Origin of the sequence: Halalkaliarchaeum sp. AArc-CO, from assembly GCF_024972735.1 — an archaeon.
GTDB lineage: Archaea > Halobacteriota > Halobacteria > Halobacteriales > Haloferacaceae > Halalkaliarchaeum.
In genome coordinates, this window is sequence record NZ_CP087723.1 from 1,122,888 (window position 1) to 1,140,834 (window position 17,947).

A 17,947-nucleotide genomic window follows, 5' to 3' on the forward strand; every position below is an offset into this window, starting at 1 on the left:
GCGCCCTTAAAAGCGGGAGCGATCTGACGTGATTTTCGAGCGCAAGCCTCGCCCTTCACAGTAGTTGCCGAATCAATTCTCTGCTACTACGGTTTTTCAGATGGCCGCTGATTTCACTTATATACCAGATAACAGACTGTATAAGGACAGCTCTGGTCTCGAAGATCGGTGGCCTCGGGACACTCTGTTTTTGAGAGGTTCGGCAACTACTGTTTAGCGCGGGGAGGATGTCAAAGTCTTCGGACCAGCCAGAGTTGTCGAGGGCTCGCTTCGCTCGTCCTTCCACGTTCTTCGAAAACGACGGGACCGCCGAGGTCGCTGCCACAAGGGACACGCGGCCCCTGTCCCTACTCCAGACGTTCGAACCGATGGCGGACGACCTCGGAGCCGTCGTCCCACTCGAATCCCTCGTGGGCACGCTCGAGCGTCTGTCGATACTGCTCTAGATCGCGGTGCCCCTCGGCCCGGGCGTCGGCGTCAGTGAGGTCGCCGAGCGTCCGCTTTTCGACGGCGACCACCTCGAAGGTAGTGTTCTCGATTCCGAAGGTGTCGCCCTCCTCGGCGTACTGCTGGCCGCGGTGGATCTGTGTGACCTCACCTTCGAGGGCCTGCTGGACCATTCGATCGCTCGGCAACAAGGTGTTGGGATCGATTTCGCTCATGGAGTTAAGTAGGGGCGGACCAACAAAACAGTTCAGGGCGGCAGACCGGCAGGGGCGGGGTCGATACGGGGGCGACATGTGACGGGACGATCGCGCAGAAACTACTTGGCCGTATAGATCGAGTTTGTCCTGATGAAAGATAACAGTGAGTCGAGATGAACGACGCGAGCGTTTCCCCATGGTGGCTCGACTCCGACGTCCGTCGCCAGTTATGGCGCGGTATCAGACTGGACACGGCTGACTTCGCCGTCGGTGGATCGTCGGATCCGGCCGTGCTTGATCTCGTCACAGAACCGTTTGCGTCCGTCGATGACGTCGCCGACAGACTTGGGGAGCTCGAACGACTGCTCGTCCAGCGGGGGGATCGTCGATCGATCTTTCTCACGGTCTACACGGAGATGACGACACACACGGCCCGAGAGATCGGCGACGGCCGATTCGACGACGCCGAGTGGATGCGGCGCTACCTCGTTTGCTTTGCGGAGTACTACCGCCGGGCGTTCCGCGACTTCGAGACAGGCAAGTACGCTATGGTCCCCGATCCCTGGATCGTCTCGTTCGGGACCGCGGTTCGGGGGGACGCGCTGGTGGTACAGGACGCGTTTCTCGGTATCAATGCACACATCGTGTACGACCTGGCGTTGACACTTACGGACGTGGGTCTGGATCCCGACCGGGAGTCGAAGTACGAGGATCACCGTCGAGTGGACGACACCCTCGCCCGACTCGTTTCGGTCCAGCGGGAACTTCTCGCCGAACGGTACGCACCCGGTCTCTCGCAGGTTGGAGAACGGATGGCCGGACTCGACGAACGGTGGTCTGCGTCGACGCTGCGGAGGGCCCGGGAGACCGCCTGGCGGGCGGCTGTCGTCCGCACCGACACGCGGTGGGGGCCGATCGCGACGGCCACCGACTGGCTGTTGTCCCGGACCGCGACCGGCGGCGCGTCACTCCTGTTGTCTCCGACCGTCAGCCCCTCGACGATGCGGGCCCTCCACGAAGTCGAAGCAGATCAGTTCGACCTCGCGTCGTACGTCCGTGCATTCCACGATCGCTCGACGGCCGAGCTTTCGTAAGCTGTCTCCGTCTCGTTTATCTATCGTCCGTAGTACCGGCCGACTGCCGATTTCCGTCCAAGTACCGGCCGACTGCCGATTTCCGTCCAAGTACCGGCCGACTGCCGGCTTCGTTTCCTGTTTCGTTCAGGTCACGCACGCGTCCGTTTCAGTAGGTGCAATTCCGTCACCTTGTGAAATATTTGCACGAATTAGCTACACAGTCCTTCGGCCACTATTCTGTAAAGAACAGCGGAGTTCCGCAGAGGATGGGCACCCACAGTTCACAACTACAGTTCGATCCGGGCGTCTGCACGTCGCCGTGCAGTCGAATCCGGGAGGATCGAACTCCCATTGACGCGTCTCCGCTGTTAACAGAGGAGTTCATCATGGCATCAACGGAACCGACGGAATCGAAGAACGGAGTGGACGTACAGCAACTCACCGAAACAATCGAGGCGGTCTCGGAAAATCCAGGGGCCGGACAGTTCCGGTTTTACGCGGAGACCGAATGGACGGACGCGTTGAAATGTGTGACCTCGATCGACGAGTTCGATCAGGCCGGCGAGCGAATCAGAACCCGGGAGTTCCACATCGAGGGTGACGAACCGGAACAGATCCTCGGCGAGAGAACCGCCCCGAACGCCGTCGAACTCCTGCTTGCCGCGCTCGGCTCGTGTCTCAGCGTCGGGTACGCGGCAAACGCGGCGGCGATGGGAATCGAACTCGACGACCTCCGGTTCGAGATGGAGGGGGACGTCGACCTCCGCGGCTTCCTGGGGATCAGCGACGACGTTCGCGCCGGCTACGACGGCGTTACCTGCACCACGTATATACGGGCGGACGCGTCCGAGGAGGAACTCGCCGACCTGCGCGATCGCGTGGAGGCCACCTCGCCGCTCGTCGACAATCTCTCGAACGAGGTGCCTCTCTCGACCGAACTGGTGGTCGAGTGAGATCGAACGAGGTGTGATTCATGACCGAATCGCTGGACACTACGAAACTCGAACGCGAGGTCAAGTCGATGTACCGGGACGTCGCGGAGTCCTCACAGGGGGAGTTTCACTTCGAGACCGGCCGGGAACTGGCCGAACGGCTCGGCTACGATCCCGACGTTCTCGATCGCGTTCCGCGGGAAGCGATCGACTCGTTTGCGGGGGTCGGCTACTACTTCGATCTGGTGGACCTTCGTCCCGGGGAGCGGGTCCTGGATCTCGGCAGCGGGGCCGGGATGGACTGCTTCGTTGCGGCACTCTCCGTGACCGAAACGGGCGACATCATGGGAGTTGACATGACCGAGGCACAGATCGAGAAGGCGCGCCGGCTCGCCGAGGAGGGCGGGTTCCACAACGTCCAGATTCGGAACGGCCACATCGAGGACCTCGAGTTCGCGGACGAATCGTTCGACGCCGTCGTCTCTAACGGCGTCATCAATCTCTCACCGGAGAAACAGACGGTGTTCGAGGAGGCCTACCGAGTGTTGGAGCCGGGTGGGCGGCTCGCGCTGGCCGACATCGTCAGCGAACGCCAGCTTCCGGACGGGATCAAATCCGACGCCGACCTGTGGGCGGCCTGCATCGGCGGCGCGAGCCAGGTCGACAGCTACACGGAGACCATCGAAGCCGCCGGCTTCGACGTGATGGAACTCCGAGAGAACACCGACTACGAGTTCGTCTCCGAACAGGCCGCCAACGCCTGTGAGAAGTACGGCGTCGCAAGCGTCTCGCTGCTCGCAGAGAAGTAGTCCGACCGGTTCCGTGAGCGGTGATCGCGGTTCAGACCCGCGAGACAGCCAGCATGTGAATCGAGAGGTCCGTTACGACTGGGTCGTCGTTTGTTTCGCGAACGACGTCTTTCAGGGCATCCAGTTCGGCGGTCGATAGCTCCGCAACGTTCTTTCGGATCGCCGCGTCGTGAAACAGCGACCCCAGCCCCTCGAGCCCGACGACCTCTTCGACTGTCAGCCCAGCCTTCGAAAGCAACGCCTTCAACTCGTCTTTCCGGAACAGGTGTGTATCCGTGAACGGCTGTTCGTCGTCGTATTTTGTCAGAAGTCTGCCATCGTAATTGCCGTGATCGAGGAGATCGGGCAGCAGTTCCAGCTGGTAGCCCGTTGCGAGATACAACTGGACGAACCCGAGCAACCCGATCACTGACGCGAACACCGGACCATCCGGCACGGTAACGCGTTGTAGCTCCCGTGCCGCTCGCGTTCGCTGCCGTTTCTCGAGGAGATGCGAGAGTGGCCCGCCGAGACAGCACGTCGCGTCGAAACTCCCGTCGTCTGCTCCGAGATCCGTAATCGATCCCCTGACGACCGACACGGCTTCGGAGACGCCGTTCTCCGCCGTGTATTCCCGGGCAAGTTCGGTCTGACGTTTGCTGAGATCGATCAGGGTCACCTCGTATCCGCGCTCGGCAAGCCAGACCGCGTACCGACCGGCGCCCCCGCCGGCGTCGAGAACCTGTCCGTCAGCCGGTAACTGCTCTCGAAGCGTGGCTGTCGTCGCTTCGAATTCGAGCGAACCGTCGATTCCGGTTTCGAGACGATGCCACTCGTCTCGTCCGTAGGAATCGTAGAATTCGCGTGGGTCCGGACGGTCCTTCTCCATGTCTGTCCCGTCGTCGCTACCGCCGACAGTGTCGGGTGAGGATCGCGTTTTTCGAGCGGAACTGGCCGCCACAGTCGACGCAGGTGACGTGGCTTTCGCCGGGCTCGGTCCGGATCCGATGGTCGCCGAGTTCGAACGGGCGGTCGACGGCGCGGGGGCGGATTCGGCCGGGGATCTGCTCGTCGGGCGATTCGCTGAGATCCGCCCGGAGCTGGATCGTGTTGACGTCCGTCGGCGTCCACCGACCGGAGCCGACCGCGGTCTCCCAGTCGTCGATCTCCGTCCACCCAGTCACGACGACCGGGGATGGCGTGTCGGTGTCGCCGACCACGACGACGAACCTGACGCCGTCGCGAACGAGGGCGAACCGCCAGCCGTCGCTCGTGTTCCACCGGAGTTGGCCTCGTTCGATCGCTTCGCTCACGACCGAGGGGGAGACGTATCTCCCCTGCTGGTGGATTCTGCCGCGGAAATGGTCCGTCTGGGCGTATACGGCGGGATCGCGGACTGGCGGGTCCTCCGGACCGCGGCGAACCGGGGTCGGGGAATCCCCCGTCCGGCGGGGGGAACGCGGCGGTGTACCAACAGTACCCTGCGTACCGATACCGGGCGCCTTTTCAGCACCCGAACGACGCTGTCGGGATGCCACTACCGCCGCATACGGGGTCTCCCGTTAAGTGTATTGTGGCGGTGTGGGGCCTTTTTGCCCTGTTTTGACGTTCGGAGTTCACTCGAACCGCTTGCGGACGCTCTCGGCGTGAGCGCCCAGTCCCTCGGCCTCCGCGAGCGTCGTGATGGTCTCGGAGAGGGCCGAAAGCGCGTCTTCGTCGAGGCGCTGGACCGTCGTCGACCGGAGGAAGCTATCGACCGACAGACCGCCGTACAGCTTCGCGTTCCCGTTCGTCGGCAAGACGTGGTTCGTTCCGGAGGCGTAATCCCCGGCGGCGACGGGCGTGTACGGCCCCAGGAACGCGCTGCCGGCACTTGGAATCCGGTCGAGCATCGCCTCGTCGTCCGCCGCGAGGACGACGAGGTGCTCTGCGGCGTACTCCTCGGCGAACAGCGTCGCCTCGGACATCGACCGGGCCACGAGTACCCCGCTCGCGTCGTGGTCGAACGCCTCCCTGATGATCTCCTCCCGAGTATGGTCGCCGGCCTGGCTCTCGGCTTCGGCTGCGATCTCCTCGGCGAGGTCGGAATCGTCGGTTACGGCCACGACCGAGGCGTTCGGGTCGTGTTCGGCCTGCGTCACGAGTTCGGCGGCGACGAGTTTTGGGTCCGCACTGTCGTCGGCGACGACGAGCACCTCGCTCGGGCCCGCGAGGAAGTCGATCTCGACGTCGCCACGCACTTCGGCCTTGGCGGCGGTGACCCACTTGTTCCCGGGTCCGACGACCTTCTGGACTGCCGAGACCGTCTCCGTCCCGTATGCCAGCGCCCCGACCGCCTGTGCGCCACCGACGGCGTAGACTGCGTCTGCGCCGGCTTCGGCGATCGCCGCGAGTGTCGCCGGGTTCATTTCTTCTGCGGGCGGGGTCGCGACCGCCACGTGTTCGACGCCGGCGACGCGGGCCGGCACGATTCCCATGATCGCCGAGGAGGGATACGCTGCGGTCCCGCCGGGAACGTAGACGCCGGCCCGTTCGATCGGACGGAACCGTCGCCCCAGTTCTCGACCGTCGATCTCCGCCCGCCAGTCGTCGGGCACCTGTCGCTCGTGGAACGTCTCGACGTTGTCGATCGCCGTCCGGATCGCCACGAGCACGTCGTCGTCGACCTCCTCGACGGCTCGCTCCGCCTCGGCGGTGACGTCGATGTTTCCGACGTCGACGCCGTCGAACCGGCTCGAGAACTCCCGGAGCGCGACGTCGCCCTCCTCGCGAACTCTCTCGAGTATCTCGCGGACGTCACCGCGGATTGACTCCACCCCGGCGTCGCGCTCGAAGAACGCCCGCCTGCGCTCGGGCGACAGCGACGCTACCGTTTGTACGTCCATACGTCAGGTGGCGGTCGGGACCGGGAAATCGATTCCGGAAGACGGCGAACCGATTCCCAATTCCCCCCGGTATTACTCTGATGACAGTTCGATTCCCTCGACAGCGACGCCTTCCCCTTCTTCGACGCGTCCGATCACTCGCCCGTCGGTCGCCGCCGCGAGTTCGTCGGCGCGATCGGCGTCGACGGCGGCGACGAATCCCGTGCCCATGTTGAACGTGGCGTACATCTCCTGGTCGCTGACGTTCCCCTCGCGCTGGACGAACCCGAACACCGGATGGGGGTCAAATGCGTCCTCGATCGCGTATCGATACTCTCCGAGCCGCGTCAGGTTGTGCCATCCCCCGCCGGTTACGTGGGCGGCCCCCCGGACGCCGTGGTCCCGCATCGGCTCCAGCAGGTCGGTGTAGATCCGCGTCGGTTCCAACAGTGCCTCGCCGACCGTCTCGTAGCCCGTAAACGGACACGGATCGGTGTACTCGTGGCGATCGGTCGTCGCCGCCCGTGCCAGCGTCAACCCGTTGGAGTGGATCCCCGACGAGCGAAACCCGACGAGCGCGTCTCCCGCCTCGGCTCCCCCCTCGAAGAGCGCGTCCTTGTGGGCGAGTCCTGCGGCAGTCCCCGCGAGGTCAAGCCCTTTGATCACTTCCGGCATCACCGCGGTTTCGCCACCGACGAGTTCGACGTCTGCCCGTTCGGCCCCCTCCGCGAGCCCCCGACCGACCTGGGCCGAGACGTCGTCGTCCGGTTCGTCGACTGCGAGGTAATCGACGAATGCGACCGGTCTGATCCCGGCGGCGACGAGGTCGTTTACGTTCATCGCGATGCAGTCGATGCCGATCGTCGAGTAGTCCCCGAGCGCCTCCGCGACGAGCAGCTTGGTGCCCACGCCGTCGGTGGCGAGGCCGAGATACCGGTCGCCGATGTCCAGCAGGCCGGCGTAGTCGCCAGCGGTATCACCGACTGCGTCGACGAGCGACGCCGTCGCCGACTCGCTCGCGGCGATGTCGACGCCGGCGTCGGCGTAGGTCAGTTCGTCGTTCCCGGTCGTCTCATTGTTCCCCCGCTCGCCGGAGTTTACGTCGGCGTCGTCGCTCATGCTTCGAGGAGCGACCGGCACCGAGAAAAGGACTCCGTTCCGACGAGCGGGTTCAGACGGGCACATCTAGCAGTTTCGAGGCGGAGCCCCCGACGAGAGCTGCAGTTCAGAAGCTCCCGCCGAAACCGAGCCCGTAGCCGAACACGGAGACGACGGCGATAACGACCGTCGGAACGAAGAAGACGACCCAGACGAGTTTGCTCCACTGGATGACGGTCTTGCCGTCGAGCGGGCCGTACGGGATCAAGTTGAAGGCCGCCAGGAAGATGTTGATCGCAAAGCCCCGGGAGCCGAGCAGCCAGATGAGGTCGGAGCCGAACAGAACGCCGAGTACCATCACCGGAATGAACAGCGCTGTAAGAATCACGTTCGTCACTGGACCCGCGAGCGCGATCAGCCCGTGCTGTCGCAGCGTCAACCGTCCACGATGGACGACTGCGCCGGGGGCGGCGAAGATAAAGCCCAGGAGGGCGCTCATAACCGCAAGGAACAACATTCCGTAATCGGCCTCGAAGGCGGCGACCTGGTCGTAGTGGACTGCGACCACTTTGTGAGCCAGTTCGTGCAACAGGAAGCCGAGTCCGGCCGTAAAGAGGCTCACCAACACGGGGATGACGATCCCGCCGGCGAGCAGCCGGTCGATGTTCGCGGCCCCGCCGACGAAAAACAGCGCGAACGCGACCCCGAGCGCCAGCCACGCGACGAGCAGATCCTGCAGCTCCGACTGGCTGAACTGGAGTTGCCCGATCCGTACGCCGTAGGCGTCGCGTCCGCGACCGTGTCGGCTCATGTGATCGTCCTCCAGATCAGGTCTGCACTGTTTTGAGCCCCACGAACCATCTCCCGACCGACTGCCTCGACACCGCCCAGTTCGGCGAAGAACATCGGAAGCACGTACGTCGCAAACAGGAACGTGGCGATCATGCTCCCGACGTTCGTCATTGCGACGACCATGATGAGCCGGAACAGCGGGACGTCGAACATCTCGGAGACGATCTCGGAGACAGGGCGGGTTTCGTCAGAGAGGATCTCGTTGAGCCGAGTGATGTCACCGACGTTCACTCTGAGGTGACGAAGTTCGGCGTACCCCGCGAACCAGCCCGGCGCAAGCATTGGATTGATCGACGTGAGCCAGGCCACCGCACCGCCGACGCCCGCCGAGGTCCACCGCGCTCCCGCCAGCTTCGCGAGCGAGAACGCAAACACGGCGTTTATGAGGAACCACGCCGCGAACAGCCGCAGCAGGAAGCCGTCCCGGACCCCAGCCATCGCGAGCAGCAGGAAGAAGGCGACGAATCCGATCGAGAAGACCACGCCGATCACCTTGAACCATGGAATTCCCCGCCCCCGTTCGGTGCCGGTGAGCTCCTCCATCGGCGGTAGCGTCTCCGGCTCCCGGAGGTAGCGCTCGATCCCCGCCTGGTGTCCGGCGCCCACGACTGCGACGACGTGGTAGCCGGCTTCCCGAAGTGCGACGAGTTTGTGGGCGATGTAGGCGTCGCGTTCGTCGATGAGTGCCTCCGCCCCGCCCGGGCTGAACTGTCTGAACTCCTCCATCATCATCGACACCACGTCGGTGTCGGTGAGCTCCTCCATCGAGAGTTCCTCGAGGCCGCCCTCTTCGGGGCGATCGTCCTCGAACAGGCCGAGAAACAGCGCTACGACGCCGCCGACCAGAATCCCTGTCGTGATCCCGAGGGTTAGCGAGCCGACCGCGTTGACCACGAACCCGCCGAGATACGCCTCGACGTACGGGTCGACGACTCCCGTCAGGAGAAGGCCGATACCGAGCAGTCCCCCACCGCCGATCGCCGCGAACAGCCGACCGTCGGGTGAGAGGCTCCCGCGACCGAGACGGTCGACGAGATACGCCGCGGCGATCCCGACGAGAGCGGCGCCCGTCACCCGGACAAGCAGCGCATCCGTGACGCCGAATGAACCGCCGAACAGCGCGATGATCGGCCCCGCGACGATTCCGATCGCGAGTCCGAGGACGAGCCCGGCCGCCCGACTGTCGCCGACGCCGAATGCGAGCCCGCCGATCATACGGAGCTTCTCCGTGAGGCTCATCCGGGCCCAGAACCGCTGGATCGTGGTCTGGATCTCGCGATCGACCAGCGCGACATCGAGGTTCAACCCCTCTGCGGTCTCGACTGCCGCCATCATGTCCGCGCCGGGGGTGACATCGAATCGCTCGCCCATCTTCGTTTGCACGTACGAGAGCATCCAGTACGCGAGAAACTGGAAGACGGTGTTGCCGCGCAGCAGATCTGATGCATCCAGGTCTTCGGGGGTTTCCCCTTGCAGCTGGCGGTAGCGCCCTTCGTCGAGTTCGACTGCGACGACGTCGGGTCGTTCGCGGTCGATCGTCTCTTCGACTTCTTCGACGCTCGCCGAGGAGATGTGGGCGGTGCCGACGACCGTGACGCTCCCCTCACGGTCGGCCGTGTCGCTCATTGGGGCGTGGTAAATCCGCAGGCGGTAAACGTGTGTCGAAACGGGAGCCTTCCGACTACTGGGTATCCGTTCGGGACTACTTGTCTACCGGGACGAACGATCCGTTGATGTCCCACTCGTGAATGCAGAACGGCTCTCCCGGGGCGGCACTGACGCGCCAGGACTCGACCTCGTCGTTCCATTCCTCCGTGCGGCCGCAGTGCTCGCACGTACGCAGGGTCGGTTTTCGGACTGTTGCGCCCATAGCTCGAACTGGGATATCTGAATACAAAAACGTGACTCCGGGAGTCGACTCGCGCGAGTGTTACGCCACCGTCAAGAGCTCCCCGCCGATAGAACGAAGGGTCCGGCCCCGGGAGGCGTACGTGTGATCAAACTAGTCGAATTCCTCGTCAAAAAGCCAGACCTCACCCACGACGAGTTCGCCGAGTACTGGCTGGAAACGCACAGTCCACTCGCCGCGGATCTCCCCGGAGTGAAACGGTACGTGACGTCCCTGCCGACCGATCCGGAGAAAAGCGAGTACGACGGCGTTCTCGAACTGTACTTCGAGGACGAGGACGCGCTCTCGTCGGCGTTCGACTCCGAGATCGGCGAGACCGTTCTGTCGGACGCCGAGGAGTTCATCGAGGTCGGCACGGGTCCGAGCACGATCGTCGAAGAAACCGTTCAGGTGGACCAAACCTGACGAGTGCTCGCTGTCGGCGTTGGCAATCGACGAGCGTTTACAACTCTCGCCAGGCCCAAATAATTTCTTGACGTATGTCCAATATATAGTGGAGGCCAGGATCGTTCACGCGGCTATTGATTATATTAGTATTAATATATCAAGGTCTATCTACGCATGACAGGATAACTGTAAAATACCTAATCCTGCCAACGAATGGCGTGACAGTTTACAATTCGCGTATCGATCCGTACGAAGCGACGTACGACTACTACGAGTGTACCGAATGTGGATACAGGGAACTCCCGAGCGACGGCCCCGCGGCGTGTCCGAACTGCGATGGCTGGATGCGTGACATCGCGGTTCCCCGGGAGTGACCGCCTGGAGTAACCGGCCGTTTCGATCCGGTCAAATCGACTGCTCCTCGCTGTAGTAGTCCATGACGCCAGCGTAGTGATCGAGCACGAGGACGATCGCCGCCCCGACGGCTGCAGCAGCGAGAAACGTCGCCAGCACCGACGGCGTCCAGGATCGTCCGGCTTCCGAAAGCGCCAGATCGGCCTGGACGACCGGCGCCCGGAGCGCTCCTGCCACCAGTGCGACCAGGAACGCGAACGTGGCGTTCCGGTAGCGTGCCAGCGCGTATCGCACCCCGTGAGCGACCGTAAAGAGACCGACGACGGCCCCCGAAAGGAAGATGATCACCGGCGGTGCCGTCTCCAGGACTGCTGCGGTTGATCCGCCCATACCCAGTCCGAACAGCGCGTCGACGAACCCTTCCAGCGCCCGCGACATGTACTCGTACTGTCCCAGCAGGATCAACAGTAGCGATCCCGACACCCCTGGAAGGACCATTGCGCTCACGGCGATCGCACCGGCGACGAAGACGAGCAGTCCCCCGGAGTCGGCTCCGGCAGCCGTCTCACCCGAGAGGAGAAATGCAACGAGGAATCCGGTGACGGCGGCGGCTTTTTGCCCTCGGGTTACCAGTGACAGGTCCGCAAAGAGGACGATCGCCGAGGCGCCGATCAGCCCGAAGAAGAACGCGAACGTGGCGACCGGGACGGTGTCGAGTAGAAACACGACCGTCCGGAGTACGGTGATGACCGCGGTCATGATCCCGACCCCGAGCACGAGCAGGAACGGGCCGTCCATCTCGAGGAACGCCGCCCGTGCGTCCGGCAGGTTCCGCGGGTTGAGTCCCGAGAGGAGTCGCCTGATCCGGTCGGCGTCGATCGCCGTGATCGCGGCGACGAGTCGTTCGTAGATCCCTGTGATCAGGGCGATCGTTCCCCCCGAAACCCCCGGGACAGCGTCGGCTGCACCCATGCACGCGCCTTTCAGGAACACCGATACCAGATCACGGAGCGGTGAGGTCACGATCGGGAGTCACCCGACGAGTGTCGGCGCCACAAGCGATTCGTCAGTGTCGCCGTTCCCCTCGGTCTCCTCCTCGTCACCGTTGGGTTCCTCGTCGCCGTCGGATTCTTCATCGGCGCCGTTTTCTTCGTCCTCTCCAGTGGGTGCTTGACCGAGGTCGAGCGCCTCGGGTTCCAGCGTTACGCTGACCGGGTCGGGATCGTCACCGACGACCTGTCCTTCGTGAACGTCGGTCGTGTCGAGGTACTGGACGAGCTCTCCGTCCTGCTCTTCGATCCCCTCTTCCATGATCGTGTACTCGCCGGTCGCCCGGACGCTCACGTTGGTGTAGCCGTTGTCGGGGCCGTACTCGTCGTAGCCGATCGTCGAGTACGGGACGGTAAACTCGAACTCGCCGTCCTCGTCGGCGGTGGCGTACTGAGTGTAGGTGAACGTCTCGCCGGTCGCGGGCACCTCCATCGGTACCTGCGCGACGACGTCTTCCCCGGGCGTGGCGTTCTCGCCTTCGATCGTCGCACCCGGCACCCGTTCGAACGTCTTCACCCACTGTGGCTGGGTTTCGATCAGGGCATCGGGGGAGAGTCCGGTCATCTGTGCAGTCCGCTGGAGATGATTCACGTACTCAGTGCCGGGGATCATCGCCGACGAGTCGCTCGCCTTCACCAGGCGGTAGTGTTCGAGTGCGGGCACTCTCTCGGAGGGATACGGTCCGACACCACCGATCTGGGCGTTGTCGTTCTCCTCGATGTACTCCTCGGCCTCCTCCATCGTGTCGAACTCGAGGACGAACTCCTCGTCGCCGGTGGGCATCTGTTTGACGTCGATCTCTTCACCGGTTTCGACGTTGGTGTACGTTTGCTCCTCCCACTGGATCACGATCGGGCGCGGATCCTGTGCGCTGCCGTGGTATTCGTAGAGCCGGACCATCAGGCTCTCGTAGTAGCGCTGTTCCTGGACGAACCCGACCGGCTGTGCACCACCTTCCTGTTCACCCTCCTGAATCTGCTGCCACATGGTCGTGTAGAAGTCCTCTCTCTCCAGGTCGGGGTTCTCGTCGTACCAGACGATCGGCGCGCCGAACTTCGAGCCGGGCGTGGTCATCTGGTAGTCGACCATCACGTACCGGGTGTTCTCGCCTTCGTCACTTTGGCGTGCGAGCACGTCACGAGCGTCGTCCTCGCTGGGTGCAAGCAGGAAGTTCGCGGCCTCGGTAGCGTGCTGCTGGAACGGGTTGGCGTTCGATATCCGTTCTCCCCTCGTGGTTATCCAGTGGCCGTAGTCCCACCAGGATTGCACGCCGTAGGCGCCGTCGGGATAGTCGAAGTCGCCGTCTGCCGGGCGTTCGTACGTGCCGTAGTACTCCATCGGGTTGTCGTGTCCTTCGAGTTCGCCCGGATGGGGCGTCTCCTCGCTCATCCAGTCGAGGCTGTCGTCCCACTGGGTGACTGCACCTGGGCCGGTACCGGCACCGGCTGTCCATGCCGGAGTGGCAACCGCCACGAGCGGGACCAGAAGCAGAACGACGACGGTTCCCACGACCATCACCTGCCAGCCCTTGACGTTCTTGAGGTCGGCAAGCGACGGCTCTGCGAGGTCGATCCGGACGAGAAGTTCCTGCAGGAAGTAGGCGGTCAGGACCACGACCACGATTGCGAGATAGTAGTTGAACCGGGTCTGGGTGAACGCCGCACTCGCGATGAACGCCGCCCAGACGACGAGGAACGTCTCCTCGACGTCGTACTCGACCCGATAAAACGCACCGGCGATGATCCCTGCAGCGATCAGAAGGCCGACCAGCTGCCAGGCCATCCCGAGGACTCCGCCGATCGCCCCTGGGATCGCGGGAAGAAGCAGGACCGTCCCGATGACCGCGATGCCGGCGACGGCGTAACCGGTGTCGTTGGTGTCGTCGCTTCCGATCAGTGGCTTCGCGAGCAGCGTGACCGCACCCAGCGCGGCGATGAAGAACGCGAGGCCGTACTCCTCGATAATCCGCTCGACGGGCGTCATTCCCTGCTGCTGGAGGACGCTTTCCGCGAGGAACGGTTGCGCTTCGCCGATCGTCCGCGTCTCGGCCCCGGCACTGAAGCCGACTGTCCGAAGGAGGTTCGTCTCGATCGTGCTCCAGGCGTCCGGGAGGACAACGGCGAAGATCCCGACCGAAATCCCGATGAGACCGAGCGTGGCCACCGGATACGCCATCGGCTGGATCTCCCGCTGTTCCCACTGCCGGGCCAGGAACGCGAGGAACACTGCACCGCCGGCGACCGCAAGCGGGAGGAACACCTGGGTGAGCGAATAGTCGGTGACGCCGAACGTGAACCGATCGAGCGGGATCACCATCAACACTCCCGTAACCCCCATCGAAACGGCCGCCGCGAAGGCGGCCGGTTCGGGGCTGTCACCGTGTGCGACGTCGCTGGTCATCTTCAGGACGACGAACAGTCCGACGATACCGACCAGGAGGACGCCGGGTTGCCAGGTGTACATGTACAGCGCGACCAGTACACCGGCGCCGGTCGCCCACTTCGCGGGCCGTTTCAGCGCCTCGGTGTCACGGTCGACGACGAGCTCCCAGACGGGTTTTTCCCGTTCCGCGACGGCGAAGGCGATCAGTAGGCCGATCACCGCAGCGGCCTGGAAGAAGACTTCTGCCGCGTGGTGATCGTAGAACCCGACGAGCGTGTAGCTGAGGAACGTTCCCGGAAGGAGAGCCAACACCAGGATCCCGACGAGGCTCGCGAGCCGGCCGGCGAAACGCCGACAGATGAAATACGTCGGAATCGCTGCTGCCGCGCCGAAGAGGGGTGCCATCACGAGCATCACGCTCATCGCCTGCGCCTCGGTGGGACTCCCGAGCCCGACGAGCAGGATGATCGTCGCGGTGATCTGATCGTACAGCGTCCCGAACTGGCCGACCAGGCGGCCGTACGGGAACCCGGTCCAGACCTCATAGGGCATCGTATTCGGGTAGTTCTCCACGGCGTACATCGTCTCCCGGTAGTGGTACCACGGATCGTTCCCGCGGAAGTACACCTCGCCACCGACGACGAAGTTGTCGTACGCCTGAAGGCGGAACCACAGTATCACGCCGACGAGGAATCCGAGAACCGGAACGTGATAGTACTCCTGGAGGGTTTCGAGGACCGACGTCCCGGCGTCGTCGGTCTCCTCATTCGATTCACTCATTGTTCCCTACGACTGGCAAAAGTCGCATAAGCCTTGTCATCTCTCGTCTTCTGTGGCTGTGCTGTCGTCCACGATCAGCTATCGGCCGGGGGGATATTCCGTTCGACTGCCGGCCGGAAGGAAATTCTTATTCGCTGCAGGCGTGAATCGGCGGCCAATGAAGGTCTCGGTCGTCGTCTGTACGTATTCGATGGATCGGCTGGATCCCTTCTTCGAAGCAGTCGATAGCGTGCTCGCACAGACGTACGACCCGCTCGAGGTCGTTTTGGTCGTCGACGGGAACGAGGAGGTGTTCGAACACGTCGCGGAACGATATGAGGACGAACGCGAAGTGGCGACCGAGTTCACGGGCGATGTCGTGCTCCACTGCAACGAGGAGAATCGCGGGATCTCTTACAGCAGGACGAAGGGTGCAGAACTCGCGTCTGGTGACGTCGTCGCCTTCATCGACGACGACGGCGTCGCCGAACCCGAGTGGATCGAGACGCTGGTGGACACCTACGAGCGCACGGACGCGATCGCGGTCGGCGGCTACGTCGCACCCGACTGGGTGACTGAAAAGCCCGACTTCTTCCCCGAAGAGTTCTACTGGCTCGTCGGCTGTACGGAGCGGGGATTCGCCGACCACATGGAAGAGGTTCGGAACACCTACGGTTCGAATATCTCCTACAAACGGGAGGTGTTCCGTTCTGTCGGCGGGTACGATCCGAACACGGGACGGAAAGGCGACCGACACATCCAGGCCCACGAGGCCCCGGTGGGAATCCGCTTGCGGGAGCGGTACGGGAAAGGCGTCGTGTACAACAGGAACGCGGTGGTACGTCACAAACTGTTCGACTACCGTGGCGAGTTTCGGTGGCTGGTGTTCCGGTCGTTTTGGCAGGGCTACTCGAAACGGATCATGAGCGTCCTCTATCCCGATTCGCAGGGCGACGAGTCGGCATTCCTCGGCAAGCTGCTGTTTTCGTTTCTGCCGGGTCGGCTGTGGTCGCTCGCAAAAGCGCCGGCGGCGGCGAAAGCAAAACAGATCGTCGCGATCGTCGTCTTCACCGCCGCCGTCGGCTTCGGATACCTGTACGGGCTGACGAAAACCGAACGGGAGGTCCTCCGCGAGGAGTCCGGCGACGACGCAGCCTGACAGCGACCCGTTCGATCACCAGGTCAACCCTTCATACGTGATCCCGTCGCGCCGCTCGATGATCCGCCGGCCGTCGATCACCACTGGTTCGGCCATCGCGTCGAATTCTGTATCCAGCGTCGCGAACTCGTCCCAGTCGGTCACGACGACGGTGGCATGGGCGCCCGACAGCGCCGTCTCGGCGGAGCCGGCGGCCTCGAACTCCAGGTGGGGATACCGCTCCCGGATGTCCTCGACGGCGACAGGATCGTACGCGACGACCTCGCCACCCCGTTCGGTCAGCCCCTCGATGACCGGCACCGCTCGGGAGTTGCGGGTGTCGTCGGTGCCCGGCTTGAACGCCAGCCCGAGCACAGCCACCCGCTTGCCGTCGACGTCGACGTGTCTATCCAGCAACTCCAGCAGTCGTTCGGGCTGGTAGTCATTCACCGCGACGGCGGCATCGAGGAGTTCGGGCTGGTAGCCCCGACCGCGGGCGGCCGCCCGGAGCGCGTCCACGTCCTTCGGAAAGCAACTCCCGCCCCACCCCACCCCCGACCGCAGGAACTGCTCGCCGATCCGATCGTCGAGCCCGAGGGCGTCGGCAACCTCGTAGGCGTCGATGCCGTACTCCTTGCAGACGTTGCCGAGTTCGTTTATCAGACTGATCTTGGACGCGAGGAACGCGTTGTTGGCGTACTTGATCATCATCGCGGTCGCCGGATCGGTTCGCACGACGGGGACCGCGTCGGAAAGTAGGGGTTCGAAGACGGCCTCGAGGCGCTCGCCCGCCCACTCGGCGTCGTAGCCGAACACCATTTTGTCAGGGTTCTGGAGGTCCGAAACGGCGGAGCCCTCCCGCAGGAACTCGGGGTTGGTCGCGACCTCGACTTCGAACTGCCCCGGCGCGTCGGCGTCGTCGCTCGAATCCCGAGAGGCGAGTTCCCGGCCGAGCCCGCGTTCGATCGCGGGGGCGACGACCTCCGCGGGGACCGCCGGCGTGACTGTGCTCTTTACCACGACCAGGTGACGGATGGTTTCGCCGTCGGGGACGGCACCCGCCTGTTCGGCTCTGTTGAGCGCCTCGCCGACCGATTCGGCGCCGCTCTCGATCGCGGAGACGTCGACGCTGCCGTCGTCTCTGGAGGGGGTCGGCAAGGCGAGGAACGTGACATCTGCATCGGCGACGGCTGCGTATTCGGTCGTCGCCGTGAGGCTACCGCCGGCGTGTTCGGCGACGAGTTCGTCCAGCCCGGGTTCGTGGATCGGCGATTGGCCGGCGTTGATCGCCGCCACGGGTTCTTCGTCGATGTCGATCGCGACGACCTCGTGGCCGATCTCAGCGAGACAGGCCGCAAGCGTCGTGCCGACGTAGCCGCTTCCGACGATGGTGACCTTCATGGTGTCCGGAACTCGGGCAAACGCAATCAGCCTTCGGTTGTTTGCTGGTGGGTCTTTTAAGCGCGGCTGGGAGTGCCACGTTCGCGCACCTTGTCGTGGTCTCAGCGAGGGATTGTCCCCCAACTGCGTCCTTCTGCCTATCTCTTCTTTCGTTCTGACCTGTTCACGTTCCGCTTTCAGTCGCTCTGTCTTTCAGTCGCTCTGTCTTTCAGTCTCTCTGTGTCTCACTCGCTCTGCCTTTAAAACGAACCGCTGCTCAATTTCTCCGCCTCTCACCTCCCCAGCCGATCGTTCGCTCGGTTCGCGGCTGACG

Annotated in this window: 17 protein-coding genes; 6 read left to right on the plus strand and 11 right to left on the minus strand. The window is 63.7% G+C overall.

Annotated elements, in window-relative coordinates:
- Nucleotides 1-347: 347 nt before the first annotated feature.
- Nucleotides 348-662 carry an ASCH domain-containing protein gene (locus AArcCO_RS06205; RefSeq protein WP_259535714.1) on the minus strand — a complete coding sequence of 105 codons (315 nt, stop codon included), beginning with the start codon at nt 660-662 and terminating at the stop codon, nt 348-350.
- A 155-nt stretch (nt 663-817) separates the two neighbouring features.
- Here AArcCO_RS06205 and AArcCO_RS06210 point away from each other — a divergent pair, with 155 nt between their 5' ends.
- From AArcCO_RS06210 to AArcCO_RS06220, 3 genes are all read left to right on the plus strand, one after another.
- Nucleotides 818-1,738 (plus strand): DUF5995 family protein, encoded by a 921-nt coding sequence (locus tag AArcCO_RS06210; protein ID WP_259535716.1) that lies wholly within the window; start codon nt 818-820, stop codon nt 1,736-1,738.
- A 368-nt stretch (nt 1,739-2,106) separates the two neighbouring features.
- A complete protein-coding gene (locus AArcCO_RS06215) occupies nt 2,107-2,673 on the plus strand; it encodes an OsmC family protein (protein WP_259535718.1) in 567 nt (188 codons plus the stop codon).
- A gap of 20 nt (nt 2,674-2,693) precedes the next feature.
- On the plus strand, nt 2,694-3,461 hold the full coding sequence (locus AArcCO_RS06220) for a methyltransferase domain-containing protein (RefSeq protein WP_259535720.1): 768 nt from the start codon (nt 2,694-2,696) through the stop codon (nt 3,459-3,461).
- A gap of 31 nt (nt 3,462-3,492) precedes the next feature.
- On the opposite strand, the gene AArcCO_RS06225 is transcribed toward AArcCO_RS06220, so the two are convergent.
- From AArcCO_RS06225 to AArcCO_RS06255, 7 genes are all read right to left on the minus strand, one after another.
- The gene (locus AArcCO_RS06225; protein ID WP_259535722.1) at nt 3,493-4,329 is read right to left on the minus strand and encodes a class I SAM-dependent methyltransferase; all 837 of its coding nucleotides are present in this window, start codon (nt 4,327-4,329) and stop codon (nt 3,493-3,495) included.
- 16 nt (nt 4,330-4,345) lie between these two features.
- Nucleotides 4,346-4,753: a hypothetical protein gene (locus AArcCO_RS06230; protein ID WP_259535724.1), complete on the minus strand. Its 408-nt coding sequence runs from the start codon at nt 4,751-4,753 to the stop codon at nt 4,346-4,348.
- Nucleotides 4,754-5,056: 303 nt separating this feature from the next.
- Nucleotides 5,057-6,325, minus strand: coding sequence for a histidinol dehydrogenase (gene hisD, locus AArcCO_RS06235; RefSeq protein ID WP_259535726.1), 1,269 nt, complete (start codon nt 6,323-6,325; stop codon nt 5,057-5,059).
- Between the two features lie 72 nt (nt 6,326-6,397).
- Nucleotides 6,398-7,423 (minus strand): phosphoribosylformylglycinamidine cyclo-ligase, encoded by a 1,026-nt coding sequence (gene purM / locus AArcCO_RS06240; RefSeq protein WP_259535728.1) that lies wholly within the window; start codon nt 7,421-7,423, stop codon nt 6,398-6,400.
- A 106-nt stretch (nt 7,424-7,529) separates the two neighbouring features.
- Nucleotides 7,530-8,213, minus strand: a complete 684-nt coding sequence (locus AArcCO_RS06245; protein ID WP_259535730.1) for a zinc metalloprotease — start codon at nt 8,211-8,213, stop codon at nt 7,530-7,532.
- The gene (locus tag AArcCO_RS06250; RefSeq protein ID WP_259535731.1) at nt 8,210-9,880 is read right to left on the minus strand and encodes a TraB/GumN family protein; all 1,671 of its coding nucleotides are present in this window, start codon (nt 9,878-9,880) and stop codon (nt 8,210-8,212) included. The genes AArcCO_RS06245 and AArcCO_RS06250 overlap by 4 nt, the downstream gene beginning before the upstream one ends.
- Before the next feature lie 76 nt (nt 9,881-9,956).
- Entirely contained in the window at nt 9,957-10,124 is a 168-nt protein-coding gene (locus AArcCO_RS06255) for an HEWD family protein (RefSeq protein WP_259535733.1), read from the minus strand.
- A 123-nt stretch (nt 10,125-10,247) separates the two neighbouring features.
- On the opposite strand from AArcCO_RS06255, the gene AArcCO_RS06260 reads away from it, so the two are divergent.
- The gene (locus AArcCO_RS06260; protein ID WP_259535735.1) at nt 10,248-10,568 is read left to right on the plus strand and encodes an EthD domain-containing protein; all 321 of its coding nucleotides are present in this window, start codon (nt 10,248-10,250) and stop codon (nt 10,566-10,568) included.
- Between the two features lie 200 nt (nt 10,569-10,768).
- Entirely contained in the window at nt 10,769-10,924 is a 156-nt protein-coding gene (locus tag AArcCO_RS06265) for a rubrerythrin-like domain-containing protein (RefSeq protein WP_259535737.1), read from the plus strand.
- A gap of 31 nt (nt 10,925-10,955) precedes the next feature.
- Here the strand turns inward: AArcCO_RS06265 and AArcCO_RS06270 are convergent, their stop codons facing one another.
- The gene (locus tag AArcCO_RS06270) at nt 10,956-11,876 is read right to left on the minus strand and encodes a DUF368 domain-containing protein (protein ID WP_259536392.1); all 921 of its coding nucleotides are present in this window, start codon (nt 11,874-11,876) and stop codon (nt 10,956-10,958) included.
- Between the two features lie 60 nt (nt 11,877-11,936).
- On the minus strand, nt 11,937-15,116 hold the full coding sequence (locus AArcCO_RS06275; RefSeq protein WP_259535739.1) for an oligosaccharyl transferase, archaeosortase A system-associated: 3,180 nt from the start codon (nt 15,114-15,116) through the stop codon (nt 11,937-11,939).
- A gap of 157 nt (nt 15,117-15,273) precedes the next feature.
- Here AArcCO_RS06275 and aglG point away from each other — a divergent pair, with 157 nt between their 5' ends.
- Nucleotides 15,274-16,254, plus strand: coding sequence for a glucosyl-dolichyl phosphate glucuronosyltransferase (aglG, locus tag AArcCO_RS06280; protein WP_259535741.1), 981 nt, complete (start codon nt 15,274-15,276; stop codon nt 16,252-16,254).
- 15 nt (nt 16,255-16,269) lie between these two features.
- Here aglG and aglM read toward each other — a convergent pair whose 3' ends face one another.
- Nucleotides 16,270-17,634, minus strand: coding sequence for a UDP-glucose 6-dehydrogenase AglM (gene aglM, locus AArcCO_RS06285; RefSeq protein WP_259535743.1), 1,365 nt, complete (start codon nt 17,632-17,634; stop codon nt 16,270-16,272).
- Nucleotides 17,635-17,947: the final 313 nt, after the last annotated feature.